The organism is Chelatococcus sp. CO-6, assembly GCF_001271345.1.
In the GTDB taxonomy this organism is placed as follows: Bacteria; Pseudomonadota; Alphaproteobacteria; order Rhizobiales; family Beijerinckiaceae; genus Chelatococcus_A; species Chelatococcus_A caeni.
In genome coordinates this window covers 1,459,221-1,477,183 of sequence record NZ_CP012398.1, presented here as the reverse complement: position 1 = coordinate 1,477,183, position 17,963 = coordinate 1,459,221, and the positions used below count along the sequence as shown (strand labels likewise).

Genomic DNA, 17,963 nt, shown 5'->3' with positions numbered 1-17,963 from the left:
ACGCTTCAGGGCGCTGTTGCTAGGCTTTTCCCATCCATTCCAAGGGGAAGACCACGCCATGCTCGAACAATTCGACCGCTATCCGCTCACCTTCGGCCCGACGCCGATCGAGAAGCTGGAGCGCCTCAGCAACCATCTCGGCGGCAAGGTGGAGCTCTATGCCAAGCGCGAGGACTGCAACTCGGGCCTCGCCTTCGGCGGCAACAAGCTGCGCAAGCTCGAATATATCGTGCCGGATGCGATCAGGAGCGGCGCCGACACGCTCGTCTCCATCGGCGGCGTGCAGTCCAATCACACGCGCATGGTGGCGGCGACCGCGGCCAAGATCGGCATGAAGTGCCGGCTCGTGCAGGAGAGCTGGGTGCCGCACGACGACGCGGTCTACGACCGGGTCGGCAACATCCTCCTCTCGCGCGTCATGGGGGCGGAGGTCGAGCTCGTCGACGAGGGCTTCGACATCGGCATCCGCGAGAGCTGGGAGCGGGCGCTCGAAGACGTCCGCGCGCGCGGCGGCAAGCCCTATCCCATCCCCGCCGGCGCCTCCGTGCATAAATACGGCGGCCTCGGCTATGTGGGCTTCGCCGAGGAGGTGAGGGCGCAGGAGGCGGCGCTCGGCTTTTCCTTCGATTTCATCGTGGTGTGCACCGTCACCGGCTCCACCCATGCCGGCATGGTGGTGGGCTTCGCCAAGGACGGGCGCCAGCGCCGCGTCATCGGCATCGACGGCTCGGGCACGCCGGAAAAGACCCGCGCCCAGGTGCTCGATATCGCCCAGAAGACCTCGGCCCTCGTCGGCGGCAAGGACATCACCGAGGAGGATATCGTGCTGAAGGAGGACTACGCCTATCCGGCCTATGGCGTGCCCTCGAGGGAGACGCTCGACGCCATTCGCCTGTCGGCGCGCCTGGAGGGCATGATGACCGACCCGGTCTACGAGGGAAAATCCATGCAGGGCATGATCGACCTCGTCGCGCGCGGCTTCTTCCCGGCCGGGTCGAAGGTGCTCTATGCGCATCTCGGCGGCGTGCCGGCGATCAACGGCTACAGCTACACCTTCCGCAACGGCTGAGGGCGGCGCCATGGCCGCGCAACCGGCCCGCTCACCGCCTGCGATCGTGCTGTGCCGCTACGGTGCGGATGCGCCCCATGTGCGCGACGCCATCCTCGCCCATGCGGCGGGGCTCGCGCTCCGGGGCGAGGGCGGCCTCCTCTTCATCGGGCGGCCGGCGACCGCCGCCGCCCGGCCGGAGGAGGTCGTCGCCGTGCGCTTCGCGACGCTGACGGCGGCAGAGGCGGCGCTCGCCCGCTGGCGTGCGGGCACCGCCGCAGACATGGCGGTGGAGCTCATTGCCCTCGACGAGACCTCCGGAGCCGAGGCGGCGATGATGCTGTTCCCGTAAGGGGAGCCGCCTACCGCCCCTCCAGCAGCCGCGACACCACGCGCGCCGTATAATCCACCATCGGCACGATGCGGGCATAATTGAGCCGCGTCGGGCCGATGACGCCGACGACGCCGACGATGTGCTGGGTGCCGTCGCGGAAGGGGGCGGCGATCATCGACGAGCCGGACATGGAGAACAGCTTGTTCTCCGAGCCGATGTAGATGCGCACGCCCTCGCCCTCCTCGGCGCGGGAGAGGAGGTCGATCACGTCCTTCTGGGTCTCGAGGTCGGCGAAGAGCAGGCGGATGCGCTCGAGGTCCTCGGCGGCCCGGAGGTCTTCGAGCAGGTTCGCCTGGCCGCGCACGATGAGCTGGCGCTCCTCGGCCGGGCCGACGCTCATGGCGACGCCGGCCTCGACGAGCCGCGCCGTCAGCGCGTCGAGCTCGCGGGCGATCTCCTCGCGCCGGCGGTCGATCTCCTCGCGCACCTCGCCCAAGGTGCGGCCGCGGATGCAGGCGTTGAGGAAGTTCGTCGCCTCGGTCAGCGCCGAGGCGGGCAGGCCCTGCGGCAGGTCGAGCAGGCGGTTCTCCACCGAGCCGTCCTCGGCCACGAGCACGACGAGGGCGCGGCCGGGGTCGAGCCGCACGAACTCGATGTGCTTGAGGCGCAGGTTCTGCTTGGTGGTGACGACGACGCCGGCCCCGCGCGACAGGCCGGACAGCAGCGTCGTCGCCTGGGCGAGCACGCCGTCGAGCGAGGCGCTGCCGGTGCCGGCGCGCACCTGGCTCTCGATATTGGCCCGGTCGGCCGCCGTGAGGTCGCCGATCTCGAGCAGCGCATCGACGAAGAAGCGCAGGCCGAGCTCCGTCGGCAGGCGCCCGGCGCTGGTGTGGGGCGCGTAGATGAGGCCGGTCTGCTCGAGATCGGCCATCACGTTGCGGATCGAGGCGGGCGAGAGCTGCAGCGGCAGCATGCGCGAGAGGTTCCGCGAGCCCACCGGCTCACCCGTGGCGAGATAGCTCTCGACGATCTGGCGGAAGATCTCGCGCGAGCGCTCGTTGAGCTCGACGAGCGGGCGCGGCCCTTCCGCCACCGGGCCGGCGGTGGTGCCGGAGGCCGCGCCGGAATGCGCGCCCGCGCCCGGCGAGGAGCCGCCAGGGGGCAAGGCACCGCGTGGCGTCACGTTCATGGCCGTCATGCTCCTGTCTTCCTTGGGGATTATGGCCCCGATCGGCGGCTTTTCAAGCAACGGCCGGCACCTTGCAGTGGATCCCTGCAGCCGCGCGCCCGCGCGCCCGCGCGCCCGCGCCCCCCGCCCCGCTGCGGCCGATTGTCCACCGCGCCGGCGGGCGCCCGCGCAAAAGCGCCGTTGACAAGCCCGGGGCGCATGCTTAGACAGACGCCTGCCCTGACATGGGCCCAGGTGGCGGAATTGGTAGACGCGCTGGTTTCAGGTACCAGTGGTGAAAGCCGTGGAGGTTCGAGTCCTCTCCTGGGCACCATTTTCTGAAAGAGTATCAATAAAATCAAAGCATTAGGTGAGATTATTCCCTAACTTTCCTTCCCTAACCGGGCAGGTTCGGGAGAATGCGTTTCCCGGATGTTCCTGACCTTGTCGGCCGCAGCGCCGGCAAGCGCCCGCTGACGGACACCGCGCGTATAGCGCTCGACCTCCTTGATCGTCATGTGGCCAGTGATCGACATGATCTCGTGGATCGTGCAGCCGCTCTCCGCGAGCCGCGCCGCTGCCGCCTTCCTAAGCCCGTGTGCGGAGCATTGCGGCAAGCCGGCCTCGTTGCAGCGATCCCGGAACCAGTTCCCGAAGCCGTTGCTCGTGAACGGCCGGCCGTATTCGGTCACGAGATACGTCAGGTCGCCGGTCGGGCTGGCCTCGATGATCTCGGCAAGCTCAGGCAGGATCGGGATTTCAAGCGTCACCGGCTTGCGCTTCCGGCCCTTGAACTGCGTCAGGCGCATCCAGCCGTCGCGGACGTGCTGCCGGCCCATCAGCACGACGTCTGATCGGCGCTGCCCGGTATAGAGCAGGAGCGCGAGCGCAAGGCGGGCCTTCGTCCCGATCGGATGCCGCTTCTCGAATTGCGCGACCTCGTGAACCGTCCAAGCATGGAAGCCATCTCCCGACGAAGGGAAATAGGCGACATCGCGGGCATGGTTTCGGTCCAGCCCTTCGGCCTCATCCTCAAGTCCCCACTTGAAGAGCTGGCGGAACGCCTTGACGCGGTTGTTCCCAGCCTCGGGGAAGTCCGCCTTGCGATCCCGCAACACGCGGATCGCCTTCGGCGTCAGCCGATCAAGCGGGACTTCCGCAAAGGTCTCCTTCGCGCCGGGCGCGATGGGCTCCTGAAGGCAGTGCTCGATGATCTGACGGCGCACATACCGCGTCCGCTCATCAAGCCGCATGAAGTCAGGAGACTTGAAGTAGCGGACGCAAAGCTCGTGCAGCGTGCCCGGCGCAGGCTTTCCCATCTTCGGCGCGGGCTTCGGCTTGCGGCCGAGCTTCTGCTTCTCGGGTTGCGCCGGCTTGACGGCCGGCGCGCCGCATTTCGTCCGGGCGACCGCAAGGGCGTCGGGGAATTCCTGGCTCTCGGGATGGGGAAGCGGGATGCGGGAGCCCCTGCCTTCATAGCGGTAATAGAACCGCTCCTTCCCGTGCCGGTCTACCTCACGGTAGACGTGCTTCAGCTTGATCTTCATTTCCGATCAGTCCTTCATTCTTGCGTTCAGACTTCGATGCGCGCCCACACGTCGGCGGGCGCGCCGTCAGTTGGCAATGCGTCGAAAGCGAAGTCCAGCGCGCGGACATCCCAGATCGTCCGGGAGCCGACCCTCTTGGGCTTCGGCATCCGGCCGTCCTTGACCATCTCGTCAAAGGTGGTTGGAGATACGCCGATGTATCGGGCCGCCTCGACGCGGTTGACGCCGCGCGGCGGCAGCGATCGGGGAAGGACGTCACGGCGATCGGCGGCGGCGCTATCGATCTTCATTCTAATAGCCCCCGTAAGGTCTCGTACCTTCACGGGGAAGCGGTGCGGCTCTCCGGCCGCGCGCCGGCTTCAGGCCGGCGCCCGGTCAGTCCTCGCGCCAGATGGGCACCCGCTGCACCTTGATGGCGACGAGCCGGCGAATGCGCAGGCCGACAGCCTCAGAACCGATCGGCGAGATCATGTCGACCGTCATCGAGGGATTGCCGCAGCCCTCGCACCTCATCCGATCGCTCACATCATCGACCTCGATGTCGCCGAAGATGCGCAGCAGGTCCGAGGGGAAGTAGTGATGCCGGCGCTTGCAGCACGCGCAGGCGACCCGCACGAAGTTGAACCCGTCGTTCAGCTTCGAAAGAGGGAGCCCTTCGCCACGTCGTTTCGGTCTGCTACGCTCTGGCATAACAGGAACGAAAAAGGAACAAACTGGCTTGCCCGTCAAGCGGCATTGTCGGCTCGACGACGGAAGGGGGGCGCCCGGTGTGCAATCTCTACAACATCTCGACCAACCGGGAGGCGATCCTCGCGCTGACGCGCGCCATGGATCGCGCGGGCTGGAATGAGCCCTCACGCGATGTCTATCCCGGCACGCTCGCGCCGATCGTCCGCGTCGGGGCCGATGGGCAGCGCGAAATGGTGATGGCGACCTGGGGCATGCCCTCGCCGCCGGCCTTCGTCCGGAACTACGATCCGGGCGTCACCAACATCCGCAACACGGCCTCGCCGCACTGGCGCCGATGGCTCGGCCCGGAGAGCCGCTGCGTCGTGCCCTTCACGTCGTTTGCCGAGCCGAACCCGGCCGCCAAGGTCGAGGGCGGCCGGACGCCGAACGCATGGTTTGCCCGAAACGCCGACCGTCCGCTCATGTGCTTCGCCGGCCTGTGGACGCGATGGCATGGGGTGAAGAAGGTCCGCGACGGAGCCCGAGATTTCGAGCTGTTCGGCTTCCTCACGTGCCAGCCCAATTCTGTCGTCGCGCCGATTCACGAAAAGGCGATGCCGGTCATCATGACCGAGGCCGCGGAGATTGATCTGTGGCTGTCCGCGCCATGGGAGGAGGCGAAGCGCCTGCAACGCCCGCTGACCGACGATATGCTCACGATCGTCGAGGCGCCAGCCTCGTAGCCGGCGCCGGTCAGCGTGGCAGGCCGAGCGATCCCTGAAGATAGGCCGCGATAAGCGTGGCGGCGACGCCAGCCGTGACGGCAATCAGCCATGACAGCAGCGTTGGTGCGATGCGCGACGCAAGCCCTTGGGGTTTGGCGCGCAGGTAGATGGCGGCGAAGGGCAGATAGTGGTTGTGGAGCTTTACGACGGCGGCCATCAGGGCAATGACCGCTACGGCCAAGATGGCCCGATCAAGAAGCGTCGCGATGCCCGGAAGCGCGACGATAGTTCCCACGGCGAGCACTTGATTGATGCCGAAGCCCAGTCGCTTGAAATTGGTCGCGTAGCTCCGCTCATAGGGGCGAACATAGCCTTTGAGCTTTTCGAGCATCCCTAGGACCCACGCCTCATCGGCCCCTTGGGTCATAGCAACGTTCACGTGGGGCCCAAATTCGACGGAGACAATTCTGTCGAGGCCGCGCGGCCCTCGCTCCTGCACGTAGAGCTTGGCAATCTCGGCCCGCTCTTCGTTGAAGCTGAGCGCCTTGAAATCGGGCAGGAAGCGGGATTGCTCGGTGCGGGCGACGACGGTGACGACGACCTGACGATCTGTGAAATCCTGCTGGATTTCCTCAGCGAGGGCGATCAGTTGCTCGCGGTCGATCTCGATCGCGTCAAAGTGGTGCCGGGCCGTGTGGAGCTGATCCGGTTTCGAGCCGTCGAGCGCGGCGCCGGCCTCGGGCCGGTCGTGGCGGAAGAGAATGACGGTGCCAGCCGAACCGACTTCGGTTTCCCACTCACCCTCAAGTGTCCCCCTGGCGCTTACGGTCGCGATCGCCGTCAGGCGGCCAAAGGTGTAGCCCTCAATTTGCGTTTGAGGTTCGCCTGTAAGGGACAGCTCGCGACCATCGAATTTCCCGGTGACTGAATACAGGACGATGCCGACGCCCTCTTCATTGAAGCGCAGCGTCCCCATGAGCGCCGTGTCCTCGCCGCTCAATTGGAGGAAGACCTTTCCCGTATTGGTGCCGAATACGTTACCGGCCCACAGTCGCCCCAAAGCCATAGCGCCCCCCCGGCCTTATCTCGCGTCGGGCGGGCGCCATCGAGCCGCCCGCGACCGAAACGAAGCCACCGGAGCATTTTAATCGGCCGGGGGCGCCCGTTGAGCCTCAAATGCTGGCTCAGGCACCAGCAGCTTGTTGGCGCACGAGATTTTCCTGTGGAAAAGCGCGCCTGGCGCGCTCAAACGCTGTCGGCCGTTAGAGCCGTGCTGGCGCACTAAAGTCTCCAAACCTGATCAGTAAGCAGATAGCATAACCGGCCAATCCAACCGGAAATATGAAATGCTGAACCCAAATGTAGAAGCGTCCGAAGCAAGTTAATATAGAGAACTTCCTGCCCGCAGCACCGAGGCGAACCGCATATAGCTCAACATTTAATTTAAAATCATCATATTCTTTCTTTATATCTGGTGGCAGGTTGGACAGTTTTAGATTTCCAATCTTCTCCTGTTCGTGCAGGGCGAGAAGCAATTTCACTCCTCCGGCAATGAAACTCTTATCGATCTTCTGATGGGTGCCGAACTCCGACCATAGTGAGCTGTCCGAAAACCACAATCTGAAGGCAGCCAAATCCCCCGCCCATTTGACGACATAGACATAGAGCAGGCCACAGACTGCCGCTAGGAGCGCAGCATCAAACAAGGCTTGCGGGAGCTTCGCGCCAAACAGCGTCATTTCGTCGAGCGGAACCGCATAAGCCTTCGTCAGAATGGTGGTTGCCGAAATAAGCACGAGGGCTCGAAACGACTTCTCCGTCGTGTCTGAGATAATTTCCCGGCCACTAACACCTGGCATGATGCCCCCCCTCTTCAGACCCTAGCCATCAGCCTTAGGGGGCGCCGAGACGGCACCCCCTAAGGCGATTGCCATACTTTTGCGTGGCCGGCCTAGAGCAAAAGGGCCTCAGTCGACGCCCGTATCGGCATGGACGCCGCGCAGCGTCGCGCCGCTGATCTTCGGCTGGATGGTTGGGCTCGCCGTGAAGGACAGGTCGTTCATCATCTGGCTCGCGCGCTGGCGGACCATCTCGGCCGTCTTCCTCAGCCGCTCGTCCAAGGCCGCATCGAACGCATCGCCGGTCGCTTCAGCAGCGGCCCGCGCCGCGGCCGACGCATCCAGCTCATTCGCGAGGCCGGCCCGCTCCAAGCGCAGGCGATCCAAGTCGGGATTGGGCTCGCCCCGCATCGCAGGATGCGTCCGCGCCTCGATCGCGCTGATCTTGCTGTCGATCTCTTCGAGCCGCGAGCGCAGCTCGGCGCGCGCTTCGCCCTGCGTCTCGCCCGGCATCGTCGAGCCGCCGCCGCCGCCGAGCTTCGAGGGGTTGAAGCCGAAGTTGCGCAGGAAAAAATCATCAATCCCGCTCGTCGCGCCCCACAGGTTGCCGTTCGGGTCGATGAGGCCGAGCAAGTCCTTCACGCCCCAGGCAACGCCGGCCATCCCGCCGAAGCGCAGAACGCGGCTCAGGAGGCCCCGCTTGCCCGCGGCGCCGGCTGCGGCACCCGCCGCGCCGGCAGCGCCGGCCGCGCCGCCCGTGGCAGCCCCAAGGCCGGCCGCGGCCCTGAAGACCGCGATGGTCCCGGCAGCGCTTCCCGAGATAAGCAACATGGTTCCATAGATCGCCCTCAGGATCGCGAGGAAGCCGCCGAAGAGGATCGTCAGTGGGCCGAGAGCCGCGACGCCCATGAAGGCGTAGGTGCCGAACTTCAGCAGCTCCGGGCTCGACTTCGCCATGCGCTCAAGCGCGCCCGTGAGCGTCGTCAGGACGTTCGTCACGGCTTCGAGGACGCCGGACCTCGCGATGGCGATGAAAAGGTTCTCCCACGCCGCGACGTGGGCCGCGACGACGCCGACGATCCCTTCCATGCGCGTGGCCGCCATGCGGTCTGTCGCGCCCGCGGCGTTCTTCTCGATGTCTTCGAGCGCCGTCGTCAGCTCGGGCGTGCCGAAGGTGTCGCGCAGGAGGTTCGTCAGCCTCGCGCCCTGCCGCTGATCGAAGATGCGAGCCATCTGCCCCGGCGTCACGCCCTTCTCGACGAGCGCCTCGAAGAGGCCGATCATGTCCAGCTCGTTGGCCTGGCTGGAAATGAAGCGCGAAACAGACTTGGCGACCTTGCGCTGATCGACCTGCTTGTCGATCTTGAGGCCACCGATCAGCGTCTCAAGGATGATCTCGTAGATTTCGCCCCTGTTCTCTTCGAGCGTCTTGCCTTCGAGCTTACGGCGCAGTTCGCCCATGACGGGCTTGATATCGAAGCCGACGTTCTTCAGGCCGGCCGCAAGCTCGTCGATCGAGAAGGCGCGGAACGAGGTCGCGAAGTCCTCGAAGGAAAGCCCAAGCTCGGCCATTGCCTGCCGCGCATCGAGGGATGGTTTGACCATGCGCGTCAGGGCCGAGCGCAGCGCGACGCCGGCCTCGGCGCCCCTGATGCCGCCCTTCGCGAGGACCATGCCGGCCGCGCCAAGCTCCTCAAGCGAGACGCCCGCGATCGCGGCGATCGGCGCGACATACTTCAGCGTGTCGCCCATCAGCCCCACGTCGGTGTTACTCGACGATGCAACGTGGGCGATGACGTCGTTGACGCGCTGAAGCGAGGACGCCGCCTCCTCGGCGGTCTGCGCTGGGAGGCGCATCGCCGTCAGGATGTTGGTCGCGATATCGGCGCTGCGCTGCAATTCGATATCGCCGGCGAGCGCGAGATTGAGCGTCCCGCGCAGCGAGCCCATGATCTGCTCATACTTGAAGCCGGCGCGGCCAAGCTCGAAGGCGGCCGACATGATGTCCCGGTTCTTGTACGGGAAGAGCTTGTTCAGCTCCTGCGCGTAGCTCTGAAGGGACTTCTTTTGCTCGTCCGTGATGTCCGTCACCGCCTTGACGGCGTTCGACATCTTTTCGAATTCGTAGACCGACTTCGCGCCGAAGCCGCCGACGAGCGTCATCGGGATCGACATACTCGACGTCAGCGTGTCGACGTTCCGCTTGATGTCGCGCGCGGCGCGGCCGACGTTCTTCTGGAGATCGGTTACGGCGGCGCCGATCAGAAGGCGCCGCGAATTGGTCTGATCGACCGCCGTCCCGATGCCCTTGATCGCGCGGGCAGCGGCCCGCGCCGGCCCGGTGACGGCATCGATCAGGCGCACCGTCAAAGTGCTGGTTTTGCTCGCCATTGAAATTACCTCGACTTCGATTTCCCGAAACTCGGGCAATCAGCCGCGTCGAGAAATCAATTGATATTCGAGGAGATCATACCAAAGCAGCGAACTGCATTCTATTCGAGACGAGAATTCAAAGGGAAAGGCCAATCGGTATTTGGAATTGGAAATTTCATTTCGGATAAAAGCGCCGCATTTGGAAAACATTCACTTCCATTGACGCGAAACAGGCGGCAGGCTACCCGGATAGCGAGGGAACGGAGGATATCCTATGCGTCCATTGCAGCGATTGAAGATCGAGCGCTTGGAATTGTTCTTCGTTGAGGCACACGCGCAGCGGGACACAGCCCGCCTTTGCATCTTGCGCGACGAACTTGCCGAGCGGCGCGGGCATCGCGCCCGCGCGCTCGCGGCCCGCGTCGCACTCGCCCTGGGCGGCCAGCCGATGACGAGGGCGGCGTGATGCCGGCGGCGAAGACGGCGCCTACGATGCCGAAGCGTCGGCCGTGGACCGAGGCGGATGTCGCATACGCTGCTTGGCTCGCCGGAAATGGTCGAACCGCGGACGAGATCGCCTTCCTGATCGGCGGCACATCGGCCGCGGTCGTCGCACAGGTGCTGCGGAGCCGTGGTCTGAAGAGCCTGCGCAAGCGCGGCGAGCACATCGACGTCATCACCGTTCGATGGAAGAACGCCGACCGTCAGCGCTTGAACGAAATCGCTGACCGGCTCGATCGCGAGCCCGAAGAGCTTCTGGCGCTGATCACGCGGCGCGTGCTCGACGGCGGGATTGATGCCGTCAACGCGCTCGTAGATCGATATGACGTAATCGGCTGATGTCACGGCCGGGACAGAAGGCGTCGCAACGCGGTCGAAAACTGTAGCGCTGAGCGGCGATGCCATGACAAATCGTGCCGGACATGCCGATCGCGGCAATGGGGAAGGCGCCAATTGTCTGCCGCAATAGTCTCTGCGGACTACAGCAATTTCCGCAGATTGGTCAGAAAGATCTCGGCATAGCGAGCAGGCAGTACCTTCAGGCCGGCCTCAACCCTCTCGATGATCTGCCGGCATAGATCTTCATCAATGCGGCCGAACTCCTTCGCCTCGTCGAGTTCGAAGCTCGGATGAGCAACCGCGCGCGACAGATCGAGATAGCTGTCATGCCGAATCAATTCATGGCATCCGCTCGGAAGCAGCAACTGATCGTGTCCATGCAGTCGAGGATCAGTATTTATCCAAACAAATAAGCCGTTATCAATGCATAGGCAGAGCGCAAACTTCGCCTTAGGCGGATTCGTCAAGCTTGTGCTGATAATGTAGATATGTCCGAGCTTACAGAACGCCATAGGCTGCGAAAACCCTAGCGTCCTCAAGGATCTCGTCACTAACGCCTGCGAGCATGTCGTCGTAGCTCATTGGCCCGTTTAAATTGGCCTTCGCCCATGCGACATGTTCGTGGGTCTCGTCGGATATCTCGCCGAACGACTTTCCGGCACAATGTTCAATAGCTTCGTCCAGGCATTCGATATCGCTCTGGCTGAAGAGTGACATGTCTGGCTCGCGGCTGGCTTCGTATTCAGGATGGTGAAAACCATCCTTCGTCACCAGTGCGCCTTCGATCAGCTTTCGGTCTGAAGGGTAAACCGTGCCTTTCAAAACGTCATAGGCGAAAGACGGGACCGGGCCGTGGTCCATTGCGATGTATCGGTCGCCGAGGATCGGCCGCCCGTAGCGCCGCAGATGAAATCGCTCCGCGAAGTAGAGAATTTTGGCCGCATGGAAGCGCCCGACGCCGGGGAACTTTGCGGCGACGTACACAAGGGCTTCCACTGCCTTCTCTTTGTTCAGGACGAAGTCCATATCCGGGATATACGCTCAATGTCGTTCCACATCAATCGACTCCCCGCCTTGGCGGTCTTCGGGATCGAGCGGCAATTGCCGATGGGCCCAATATCTCGCCTTAGGCAGGGAAGAGGCGCGGCCGGCTCTCGCCAACCTGAGCACACGATTCTGGCGGTGAAGTGGCCCGAGACTGGGGGCTCACGAGGAAACGGCCGTCCGTAGCGTCGCCCCTTCTCGTGGCGATCGCGGCGATGATCGTGCCGGTCAGGCTCCGAAAAGGCGAAGCGAAGGCGGGAAACTCTCGGCTGAAAAACACGCGAATTTGGGGCCGCCGCGCCGCCGCAGGCCGCGCTCCCCCCAAAAGGTACCTAAAGCGCGCGTCGCGCCTTCTCGCTAGCCGACATCGGCCGTTTCGCCTTCCCCGGCCCGACCTGCCTGCCCAAGCGCCGCGGCCGTTCTCGGGCGGTTTCTGGCCATTTCGGCGCTATTCGGCGTCAAGCCCTGCCTCCCCGCCCTGCGGATGATCGGCGGCCGGCGGAAGAGCCCGCCGGCCGCCTACCCCCGCCGCGGCATGCCCGAAGCCGCGTGGGGGCGAAGCGACCGGCACGAGGAGATGGCGCGCCGGCCGCCGCGCCTGCCTCGCCGCCGGGAAAGGACCAGACCCGGCAGCAGGGGCGGCGACTACTCTTCGCGCACTTCGAGGATCGCCCGAGGATCGGCATCCCGACGCCGGGCGATGATCCGGCCCTCGGCCTCCGCGGCGACAATCGCGGCCTCTTCAAGCCGCTCAAGCTCAAGGCGCCGGGCCGAAATCTCGGCGAAGCGCGCTTCGCGTTCGTCGTCCGACAGGGCGCCGCGCTGCGGCAGAGCCGCCGCCATCTCGCGCACGCGCTCGACGAGAGCGTCGCGATGGAGCCATGCGAGGACGGCGCCAGGGTCGCCGAGCAGGGCGAGCCCGGGCGCCTCGCCGACCGGCGCGGGCGCCTGCATCGTGCGGACCCGCAGCTTCGCGGCGAGCCCAAGCGGCGCCGGGCCGCGCGAGCGCGGATCGAGGGTCAGCGCGCCCCTCGTGGCGATCTCGTCGATCTCGGCGGTCGCCCGCGCGAGCAGGTCGTCGGCGGGACACGGCGCGTCCTCGGCGGCGCGCCACGCGTGGTCGAGAGCCGCGAGCTCGCGGCGGATGCGCTCGATTTCGGCCGGGAAGTCGCGGGTCTTGGGCGGCTTGGGGGCGAAGTGCTCAAGCCGGCCGATGCCGAAGCTGGCCGCACGCTCAAGCCAGCGCGCCGTCTCCTCGACGAAAGCGAACTGCGCCCAATGCTCGGCCGCCCGATCGCGCGCCGCAAGGGCACGCTGATGGCGGCGCCGGGCAGTCTGCACGAATTCGGGCACCGCAGCGGGGGCGTTGGTCTTCTCGACCTGCACCTCACGGTAGGCGTCGGCGAAGGAGACGTCGCGAACGACGCCGGGCGGCATCGCCGCCATATCGCGGGCGCGGGCCTCGGCGAGGCCGGCCTCCTGCCAGGCCTCGCGCTCAGCGGTCGACGCCGCGAGATAGGCCGCGTGCGCTGCCTCGCGCGCCTCTTCGAGGCCCTCGGCCTTGGCGCGGCTCTCGTCAGGAAGATGGATCAGAAGGGTCTCGGGGAACAGCATTCGGCGGCCCTCCTATCGCACCACGATGCCGAGCGCGCGCAGCGCCCCGATCGCGACGGCGCGCTCGTGCGCGGTAATGGCTTCCGGCCAAACAAGGGCGGCCCCGTTGACCTCGCAGTGCGCAATCAGGGCGGTGATGCGCGCCGTCTCGTCGGCGCCGGTCGTCGCGCCGGCGAGGGCGATCGCGCCGGGCCGCTCGCGGCCGTCCGTCGCGGTCGGATCGAAGGCGGCGGACTGATGTGCGACATCGATCGTGATCTCGAAAGTGTCGCCAGCCTGGAACGGCTCGGCCCCGGCTGCGATCGTGAAGCGCAGCTCGCCGTCGAACGGCTCGCCAACCGCGGCGATGCCGATGATGACGCCAGCCGGGTCTTCGACGGCGAAGGTCGTCGCGCCCGTCGCGGTCGCGCGGTAGACGCCGCGCCGCGCCTTCGTCGAGACGGGCGGATCGGACGGCGTCAGCGCCCCGTCGCCGACATTCGCGGCGCCGGCCGCAGCGTTGACGGACGCACTTTCGACAAGCGCGAGAAGCGCGAGGACGGCGCCGGCCGCGAAGGACTGCGACGGCGCGACCGTGGTGCCCTCACGCGCCCGCTTGCCGGCCGCCTCGCTGAGAAGAATTTCGCCGGGATGCCGGCGTTCGCTGAATGCGGTCATTCGGGGCCTCCTATTCGGCCTCGACGATACCGGGCCGCAGCGGCGCAGGGGACCGGACATGGCCGGACATTTCCGGCGGTTGCGGGCGGAAGAGGCGCCGGCGATCGATCCAGCAGCGGCCTGCCGGGGTCCAGATCGCGACATCGAACTCGCGCGCCCATCTGCGGATCGTTTTCTCGTCGACGCGAGCGATGTGCGCTGCCTCCTTCGGGGTCAGCCAGCGCGGGTCGTTGAGGTCGATGTCCTCGGGCGGCCAGGGCTCATGTGCGTCGGGCATCGGCGATCCTCGGTCGGATATGGCGGCGGCGGGCTTCGCGGCCCGCCGCGCTATCGATCAGACGGCCTTCGCTTCGCGGTTCATCGAGGCGATCGCGTCCTTCCAGAGCGCCTTCGTCTTCGACGCGCCCGGCCGGGGAAGGTCGTCGGGGCCGGCGGTGAGGACGGCTCCCGCGACCTGCTCTCCGGTCTTGCTGTCGAAGGCGACAAGCCCGCCGTCCGCGTCGCGGGCGCGGCGCCCCGCAAGCGCGGCCTCAGCGCGGGCGCGCTGCTCGGCGGTGAGGGGCGGCTCCGACCAACCGGCCGCCGACACCTTCGGGGCCGAGCGCAGCGCCTCGATCGCGGCAGCGGCCGGCATGTCGGACGAGAACGCCAGCGCCTCGGCTACGGCTCGCCGGCCCTCGGCTTCGGCGCTTGTCATGATCGCCCGAATGCGCTCCCGCTCGGCCGCGGCGCCCTCGCGCCGCGCCGCGTCGACGGCTTCGTCGCGCTGGGCGCGCTCTTCGCGAATGCGGCGCGCCGCAGCCTCGCCGAGAATGTCGTCACGCCGGGCATTCGGCCCGAGGACTTCCAAGGCGGCGGCAACGGCGGCCAGGAAGCGCTCATCGCCCTCAAGGGCGTGTCCGCGGGCAAGGCGACGGGCGTCAGTGTGCAGATCAGTCATGGTGCAGCTCCATTGTTGGCGCGGGCACTTCGGCGCCGCGCAGGTTCAATTCGGACGCCCGCCGCCGGACTTGGCAGCGAGCGCGTCGAGGACAGCGAGGGCCGAGGCGAGGGGCACGGTCTCATCGAGGGCGAGGTCGCGGGCGGCGTGGAAGTGAGCCTCAGCAGCGTCGTGGAGAAGGCAGCGACGGACCCGATCGACGAGGATTTCGTCGCGATAGCCGAGCCGCTTTGTCGTCCGCTCGATGGCCTGCTCGATAACCGCCAGCCGCACAGCCAGCGGCCAGCTGCCGGAGGTGACTTCTTGGGCATGATCCGCGACGGCCTGCTGAAGGCTCGGCGTCGGCGGCAGGTCGCCGCGCCGGTCGTCGCCGGCGCCGGGCGCGGCAGCGGCAATGGCCTCGATGCGCCGGATCGCCTCCTCGCTCGATATCGTCGGATCGCCGGCGAGCGCGACGGCAAGATCGACGTGCTCGCGGGGCGCGATCCGAAGGATGGCCCGGCCTCGCTCTCGGAACGTGGCGCGGACGGCCTCGGCGCTGGCGACGAAGTCGCGGAGGATGCGCTGGGCCGCGATGGTGACGAGAAACTGCGGTGCGTATCGGCCGAGAGCTTCGCGCGCCGCCGCCTCGGCGATCGACCGCCCGGCCTCGGCCGGGTCGACTTGGCGCACCTCCCAGCGCGCGAAAATGGTGTCGATTTCGTCATCGGTCACGTCACGCCCTCCGGCTGCGCCGCGCCGGCCGGAAGCCGAACGCGGCGGCGACGAAGAGGAGCACGAGGCGGAGGATCGAAATTGGGCTCATCGGGCAGCCTCCTATGCCCCGCGCCGATGCGGCGGATGGACGGGGTCGCCGCCGGGCGGCTGGACGGTCGGCGCGGGGCGACGGGGGCGGCGCCCGCCGGGAGCCACGTAGGCTCTAAGGTTTCGCACCGCCGCCGCGAAGGCCAGCAGGTCGGCGTCGATCGCTTCCTCTGCCATGCCGAGCTCACGGCGGAGGCGGCGGTGGCGCTTGAGAAGTCCCCGCCATTTCGCCTCGGCCTCGCCCTTCGGCATGGCGCCGAGGCAGTCGACGACGCGGCGCAGATAATGCACCCGCCGGGCAAGCGGGAACGGCAAAACGTCAGCGCTAGGCGGCACGATGGCGAGCCGGCGCGGCTCCTGCTGCGGCGCCTCGGCCTGGGCGGCATCGCTGAACGTGAATTCGAGCTGACGATCGGTCATTCTGCGAGCTCCTTCTCCATCGCGTTCTCCGTCTCGGCATCATCGGGCCAGCCCGACAGCCATTCTTCGTCGGCGCTGTCGCGGATCGGCCGCTCGCGGCCGTGCTCGTCGATTTCGGTGGCGTCGCCATCGTCCGGCTCGAAGTGCCTACCGCACCCGTCGTCGCGGCCGATGCGGTATTCGCGGCCGTCCTCGTCGACCTCGAATTCTTCCTCGTCGTCGAGCATCGGGCGCGCCGATGCGGTCGCCGCAAGCGCGTTCGCGTCGGCGTAATCTTCACTGCCAGCGGGGGCGTACTCAGGCACCCACCCGCGGCACGGATCATCGACCGGCGGAGGGATCGTCGCGCCGTCGAAGGTCGCGCGGGGCGCCTCAAGCGCCCCAAGCGCGACGGTCTCGATGTCGGCCATCGAGGGCGGGATATCGTCCGACGAGGGACAATCTTTCCTCTCCGCCGGGTCGGGGGAAGCGCGCTCAGACGCGCTTCCCCCGCTACAGTTCTTGTTTTGAAAAGAGTTGGTATGAGAGGAAGCCCCTTTAGGGGCTTCCCTCTTAATCTCCGTCTGTATCTCTATAGCAGGGCCGGACCTTTGATTTTGTTCACTTTTTTCCGGCTGAAAATCCGGATTTTGATCAGGATTTTGACGAGATTTGTTCGCGCTTCGACGCGCTTTCTCCGATCTTCCTCGCCGGTTCGCGATCTCGCTTTCCATGAAGTGGCTCCACAAACCGTCATCCGTTCGGACAACTAGGCCGAGGGCGATCAGCTTCTCAATCGCCGCGAAGAAGGTCTTCGGCCGGGCGCGGGTGATGCTCCGCACCTGCTCTAGCCAGGCGTCGGACAGGGGGGCCTCGCGCTCGTGCATCTCCATGAGGAGGTCCGCGTAGATGCCCTTTTCCTGCTGGTTCAGGCCGCGCGTGTCGGCCTTCCACCTGTCGCTGAACATGCGAAACCAAGGCGCCCTGTCGTTGCTCATCGCGCGGCCCTCCCCAGCAGGTCGGCAAGGAGGGCGCCAGGCTCACAATCGTTCCGATCCCGGAACGATTTATCATTGACTGCGAACGATTTTTTGCTCATCGTTCTGGCTCCTCGATGTGCAAGTTCCTTGCGCCCGCCGCGTCACCGCGCGGCGGGCGTTTCATTTGCAGCCGTGCCGCACCGGCTGCACCGCAGGCGCCGGCCGAGCATCGCACTCGGGATCGCGACGGCGGCCTGATGGCCGCAGCCGACGCAGCGGACGATGCGCGTGACCTCGGCCAGGGCCGCTTCGGCCTCGGCGCGCAGCTCAGCCTTGGCCTTCCGCCGCTTGGGCGGCGCGAGGCCGGCCGGCGCGCCGAAGTCGTCAATGCGGTCGACGCCCTGCCGACGCATCCGATCGCGCGCATTCGCTCGGCCATGGTCGAGGCGGCCCATCACTCGCCACCTTCGCCGAGAAGGCGGGCGATATCCGCGACGGGGATGAGGATGCGACCGGCGGCCCTGGCGAAGCGGACCTGCCCCCGCCGATGCATCGCGTAGATCGCAGCCCGCGAAATCCCGCCGAGAACGGCCTGCGCCTGACGGATGGTGTACGCGCGCGGCGCGGGCCGCTCAGCGTCGTCGACCTTGGGGGAAGCAATATCGGCCATAATTCCATCTCCGATTGATGCCGAGCGAAAGTTTCGGTTGGCGCGATACGCGCCTGTCATCCATCGGGCCAATGGCCGGTGCTGGCAGGAAAAGCTAAATACGAACAAAAGGCAATAGCCGAAATCAATGAATGCTTCGAAACGGCGAGCAATTCCGCCTTGCTTTATTCCCAGATTTGGAAATCCAAAAGGCAGCAACAGAAAGGGCCGGGCGCATATTGCGCGCCGGCCCCTGCCTATCGTCCTTTGCGGTTAGGGAAACTGTACGGGAAGCAGCGGGTTGTATCGGGAAGCGTTCCCGCACCCCATTTTC

23 protein-coding genes and 1 tRNA gene are annotated in these 17,963 nt (G+C 66.3%); 6 read left to right on the top strand and 18 right to left on the bottom strand.

The features are described from left to right. The first annotated feature begins 58 nt into the window (after positions 1–58). Both AL346_RS06980 and AL346_RS06975 read left to right on the top strand, forming a co-directional pair. Positions 59–1,069, top strand: a complete 1,011-nt coding sequence (locus tag AL346_RS06980; RefSeq protein WP_019402465.1) for a 1-aminocyclopropane-1-carboxylate deaminase — start codon at positions 59–61, stop codon at positions 1,067–1,069. Positions 1,070–1,079: 10 nt separating this feature from the next. Next, positions 1,080–1,400, top strand: coding sequence for a hypothetical protein (locus AL346_RS06975; protein WP_019402466.1), 321 nt, complete (start codon positions 1,080–1,082; stop codon positions 1,398–1,400). A gap of 10 nt (positions 1,401–1,410) precedes the next feature. Here the strand turns inward: AL346_RS06975 and hrcA are convergent, their stop codons facing one another. Beyond that, positions 1,411–2,580: a heat-inducible transcriptional repressor HrcA gene (hrcA, locus tag AL346_RS06970; protein WP_245303227.1), complete on the bottom strand. Its 1,170-nt coding sequence runs from the start codon at positions 2,578–2,580 to the stop codon at positions 1,411–1,413. Positions 2,581–2,799: 219 nt separating this feature from the next. Between hrcA and AL346_RS06965 the strand changes: the two genes are divergently transcribed. Then, positions 2,800–2,884: transfer RNA gene (locus tag AL346_RS06965), tRNA-Leu, on the top strand. A 49-nt stretch (positions 2,885–2,933) separates the two neighbouring features. On the opposite strand, the gene AL346_RS06960 is transcribed toward AL346_RS06965, so the two are convergent. The 3 genes from AL346_RS06960 to AL346_RS06950 form a co-directional block, all read right to left on the bottom strand. Next, positions 2,934–4,097, bottom strand: coding sequence for a tyrosine-type recombinase/integrase (locus AL346_RS06960; RefSeq protein ID WP_019402468.1), 1,164 nt, complete (start codon positions 4,095–4,097; stop codon positions 2,934–2,936). Between the two features lie 26 nt (positions 4,098–4,123). Further along, positions 4,124–4,387 (bottom strand): AlpA family transcriptional regulator, encoded by a 264-nt coding sequence (locus AL346_RS06955; protein ID WP_019402469.1) that lies wholly within the window; start codon positions 4,385–4,387, stop codon positions 4,124–4,126. Between the two features lie 85 nt (positions 4,388–4,472). Beyond that, positions 4,473–4,712, bottom strand: coding sequence for a hypothetical protein (locus AL346_RS06950; RefSeq protein WP_019402470.1), 240 nt, complete (start codon positions 4,710–4,712; stop codon positions 4,473–4,475). A gap of 152 nt (positions 4,713–4,864) precedes the next feature. On the opposite strand from AL346_RS06950, the gene AL346_RS06945 reads away from it, so the two are divergent. After that, entirely contained in the window at positions 4,865–5,509 is a 645-nt protein-coding gene (locus tag AL346_RS06945; RefSeq protein ID WP_019402471.1) for an SOS response-associated peptidase, read from the top strand. A gap of 10 nt (positions 5,510–5,519) precedes the next feature. On the opposite strand, the gene AL346_RS06940 is transcribed toward AL346_RS06945, so the two are convergent. From AL346_RS06940 to AL346_RS06935, 3 genes are all read right to left on the bottom strand, one after another. After that, positions 5,520–6,557: a hypothetical protein gene (locus AL346_RS06940; RefSeq protein ID WP_019402472.1), complete on the bottom strand. Its 1,038-nt coding sequence runs from the start codon at positions 6,555–6,557 to the stop codon at positions 5,520–5,522. Positions 6,558–6,753: 196 nt separating this feature from the next. Beyond that, the gene (locus AL346_RS24995) at positions 6,754–7,350 is read right to left on the bottom strand and encodes a hypothetical protein (RefSeq protein WP_156332710.1); all 597 of its coding nucleotides are present in this window, start codon (positions 7,348–7,350) and stop codon (positions 6,754–6,756) included. 108 nt (positions 7,351–7,458) lie between these two features. Beyond that, positions 7,459–9,720: a phage tail tape measure protein gene (locus tag AL346_RS06935; protein WP_082312450.1), complete on the bottom strand. Its 2,262-nt coding sequence runs from the start codon at positions 9,718–9,720 to the stop codon at positions 7,459–7,461. Positions 9,721–9,976: 256 nt separating this feature from the next. Between AL346_RS06935 and AL346_RS06930 the strand changes: the two genes are divergently transcribed. Then, on the top strand, positions 9,977–10,168 hold the full coding sequence (locus AL346_RS06930) for a hypothetical protein (RefSeq protein ID WP_019401200.1): 192 nt from the start codon (positions 9,977–9,979) through the stop codon (positions 10,166–10,168). Next, the gene (locus tag AL346_RS06925; protein WP_019401201.1) at positions 10,168–10,542 is read left to right on the top strand and encodes a hypothetical protein; all 375 of its coding nucleotides are present in this window, start codon (positions 10,168–10,170) and stop codon (positions 10,540–10,542) included. Before AL346_RS06930 ends, AL346_RS06925 begins: the two co-directional genes overlap by 1 nt. Positions 10,543–10,682: 140 nt before the next feature. On the opposite strand, the gene AL346_RS06920 is transcribed toward AL346_RS06925, so the two are convergent. From AL346_RS06920 to AL346_RS25335, 11 genes are all read right to left on the bottom strand, one after another. Beyond that, positions 10,683–10,907 (bottom strand): hypothetical protein, encoded by a 225-nt coding sequence (locus tag AL346_RS06920; protein WP_156332709.1) that lies wholly within the window; start codon positions 10,905–10,907, stop codon positions 10,683–10,685. Positions 10,908–11,040: 133 nt separating this feature from the next. Further along, on the bottom strand, positions 11,041–11,568 hold the full coding sequence (locus AL346_RS06915) for a Panacea domain-containing protein (RefSeq protein WP_019401203.1): 528 nt from the start codon (positions 11,566–11,568) through the stop codon (positions 11,041–11,043). Positions 11,569–12,231: 663 nt separating this feature from the next. Further along, on the bottom strand, positions 12,232–13,200 hold the full coding sequence (locus AL346_RS06910) for a hypothetical protein (protein WP_019401204.1): 969 nt from the start codon (positions 13,198–13,200) through the stop codon (positions 12,232–12,234). A gap of 12 nt (positions 13,201–13,212) precedes the next feature. Then, positions 13,213–13,857 carry a head decoration protein gene (locus AL346_RS06905; RefSeq protein ID WP_019401205.1) on the bottom strand — a complete coding sequence of 215 codons (645 nt, stop codon included), beginning with the start codon at positions 13,855–13,857 and terminating at the stop codon, positions 13,213–13,215. A gap of 10 nt (positions 13,858–13,867) precedes the next feature. Next, positions 13,868–14,134, bottom strand: a complete 267-nt coding sequence (locus tag AL346_RS25340) for a helix-turn-helix domain-containing protein (protein ID WP_019401206.1) — start codon at positions 14,132–14,134, stop codon at positions 13,868–13,870. Between the two features lie 57 nt (positions 14,135–14,191). Further along, on the bottom strand, positions 14,192–14,797 hold the full coding sequence (locus tag AL346_RS06895) for a hypothetical protein (RefSeq protein WP_019401207.1): 606 nt from the start codon (positions 14,795–14,797) through the stop codon (positions 14,192–14,194). Positions 14,798–14,842: 45 nt separating this feature from the next. Then, a complete protein-coding gene (locus AL346_RS06890) occupies positions 14,843–15,511 on the bottom strand; it encodes a hypothetical protein (RefSeq protein ID WP_019401208.1) in 669 nt (222 codons plus the stop codon). A 102-nt stretch (positions 15,512–15,613) separates the two neighbouring features. Then, positions 15,614–16,021, bottom strand: coding sequence for a DUF6074 family protein (locus AL346_RS06885; RefSeq protein WP_019401209.1), 408 nt, complete (start codon positions 16,019–16,021; stop codon positions 15,614–15,616). Beyond that, a complete protein-coding gene (locus AL346_RS24560) occupies positions 16,018–16,998 on the bottom strand; it encodes a DUF1376 domain-containing protein (protein WP_082312448.1) in 981 nt (326 codons plus the stop codon). Before AL346_RS24560 ends, AL346_RS06885 begins: the two co-directional genes overlap by 4 nt. Positions 16,999–17,141: 143 nt before the next feature. Continuing rightward, positions 17,142–17,435, bottom strand: a complete 294-nt coding sequence (locus AL346_RS06875) for a hypothetical protein (RefSeq protein ID WP_019401212.1) — start codon at positions 17,433–17,435, stop codon at positions 17,142–17,144. Further along, positions 17,435–17,650, bottom strand: coding sequence for a helix-turn-helix domain-containing protein (locus AL346_RS25335; protein WP_019401213.1), 216 nt, complete (start codon positions 17,648–17,650; stop codon positions 17,435–17,437). The genes AL346_RS06875 and AL346_RS25335 overlap by 1 nt, the downstream gene beginning before the upstream one ends. Positions 17,651–17,963: the final 313 nt, after the last annotated feature.

Bases quoted from the DNA above. Each gene is read 5' to 3' on its own strand.
- AL346_RS06980 (WP_019402465.1), top strand. From the start codon at position 59: ATGCTCGAACAATTCGACCGCTATCCGCTCACCTTCGGCCCGACGCCG.
- AL346_RS06975 (WP_019402466.1), top strand. From the start codon at position 1,080: ATGGCCGCGCAACCGGCCCGCTCACCGCCTGCGATCGTGCTGTGCCGC.
- hrcA (WP_245303227.1), bottom strand. From the start codon at position 2,580: ATGACGGCCATGAACGTGACGCCACGCGGTGCCTTGCCCCCTGGCGGC.
- AL346_RS06960 (WP_019402468.1), bottom strand. From the start codon at position 4,097: ATGAAGATCAAGCTGAAGCACGTCTACCGTGAGGTAGACCGGCACGGG.
- AL346_RS06955 (WP_019402469.1), bottom strand. From the start codon at position 4,387: ATGAAGATCGATAGCGCCGCCGCCGATCGCCGTGACGTCCTTCCCCGA.
- AL346_RS06940 (WP_019402472.1), bottom strand. From the start codon at position 6,557: ATGGCTTTGGGGCGACTGTGGGCCGGTAACGTATTCGGCACCAATACG.
- AL346_RS24995 (WP_156332710.1), bottom strand. From the start codon at position 7,350: ATGCCAGGTGTTAGTGGCCGGGAAATTATCTCAGACACGACGGAGAAG.
- AL346_RS06935 (WP_082312450.1), bottom strand. From the start codon at position 9,720: ATGGCGAGCAAAACCAGCACTTTGACGGTGCGCCTGATCGATGCCGTC.
- AL346_RS06930 (WP_019401200.1), top strand. From the start codon at position 9,977: ATGCGTCCATTGCAGCGATTGAAGATCGAGCGCTTGGAATTGTTCTTC.
- AL346_RS06925 (WP_019401201.1), top strand. From the start codon at position 10,168: ATGCCGGCGGCGAAGACGGCGCCTACGATGCCGAAGCGTCGGCCGTGG.
- AL346_RS06915 (WP_019401203.1), bottom strand. From the start codon at position 11,568: ATGGACTTCGTCCTGAACAAAGAGAAGGCAGTGGAAGCCCTTGTGTAC.
- AL346_RS06910 (WP_019401204.1), bottom strand. From the start codon at position 13,200: ATGCTGTTCCCCGAGACCCTTCTGATCCATCTTCCTGACGAGAGCCGC.
- AL346_RS06905 (WP_019401205.1), bottom strand. From the start codon at position 13,857: ATGACCGCATTCAGCGAACGCCGGCATCCCGGCGAAATTCTTCTCAGC.
- AL346_RS25340 (WP_019401206.1), bottom strand. From the start codon at position 14,134: ATGCCCGACGCACATGAGCCCTGGCCGCCCGAGGACATCGACCTCAAC.
- AL346_RS06895 (WP_019401207.1), bottom strand. From the start codon at position 14,797: ATGACTGATCTGCACACTGACGCCCGTCGCCTTGCCCGCGGACACGCC.
- AL346_RS06885 (WP_019401209.1), bottom strand. From the start codon at position 16,021: ATGACCGATCGTCAGCTCGAATTCACGTTCAGCGATGCCGCCCAGGCC.
- AL346_RS24560 (WP_082312448.1), bottom strand. From the start codon at position 16,998: ATGAGCAACGACAGGGCGCCTTGGTTTCGCATGTTCAGCGACAGGTGG.
- AL346_RS06875 (WP_019401212.1), bottom strand. From the start codon at position 17,435: ATGGGCCGCCTCGACCATGGCCGAGCGAATGCGCGCGATCGGATGCGT.
- AL346_RS25335 (WP_019401213.1), bottom strand. From the start codon at position 17,650: ATGGCCGATATTGCTTCCCCCAAGGTCGACGACGCTGAGCGGCCCGCG.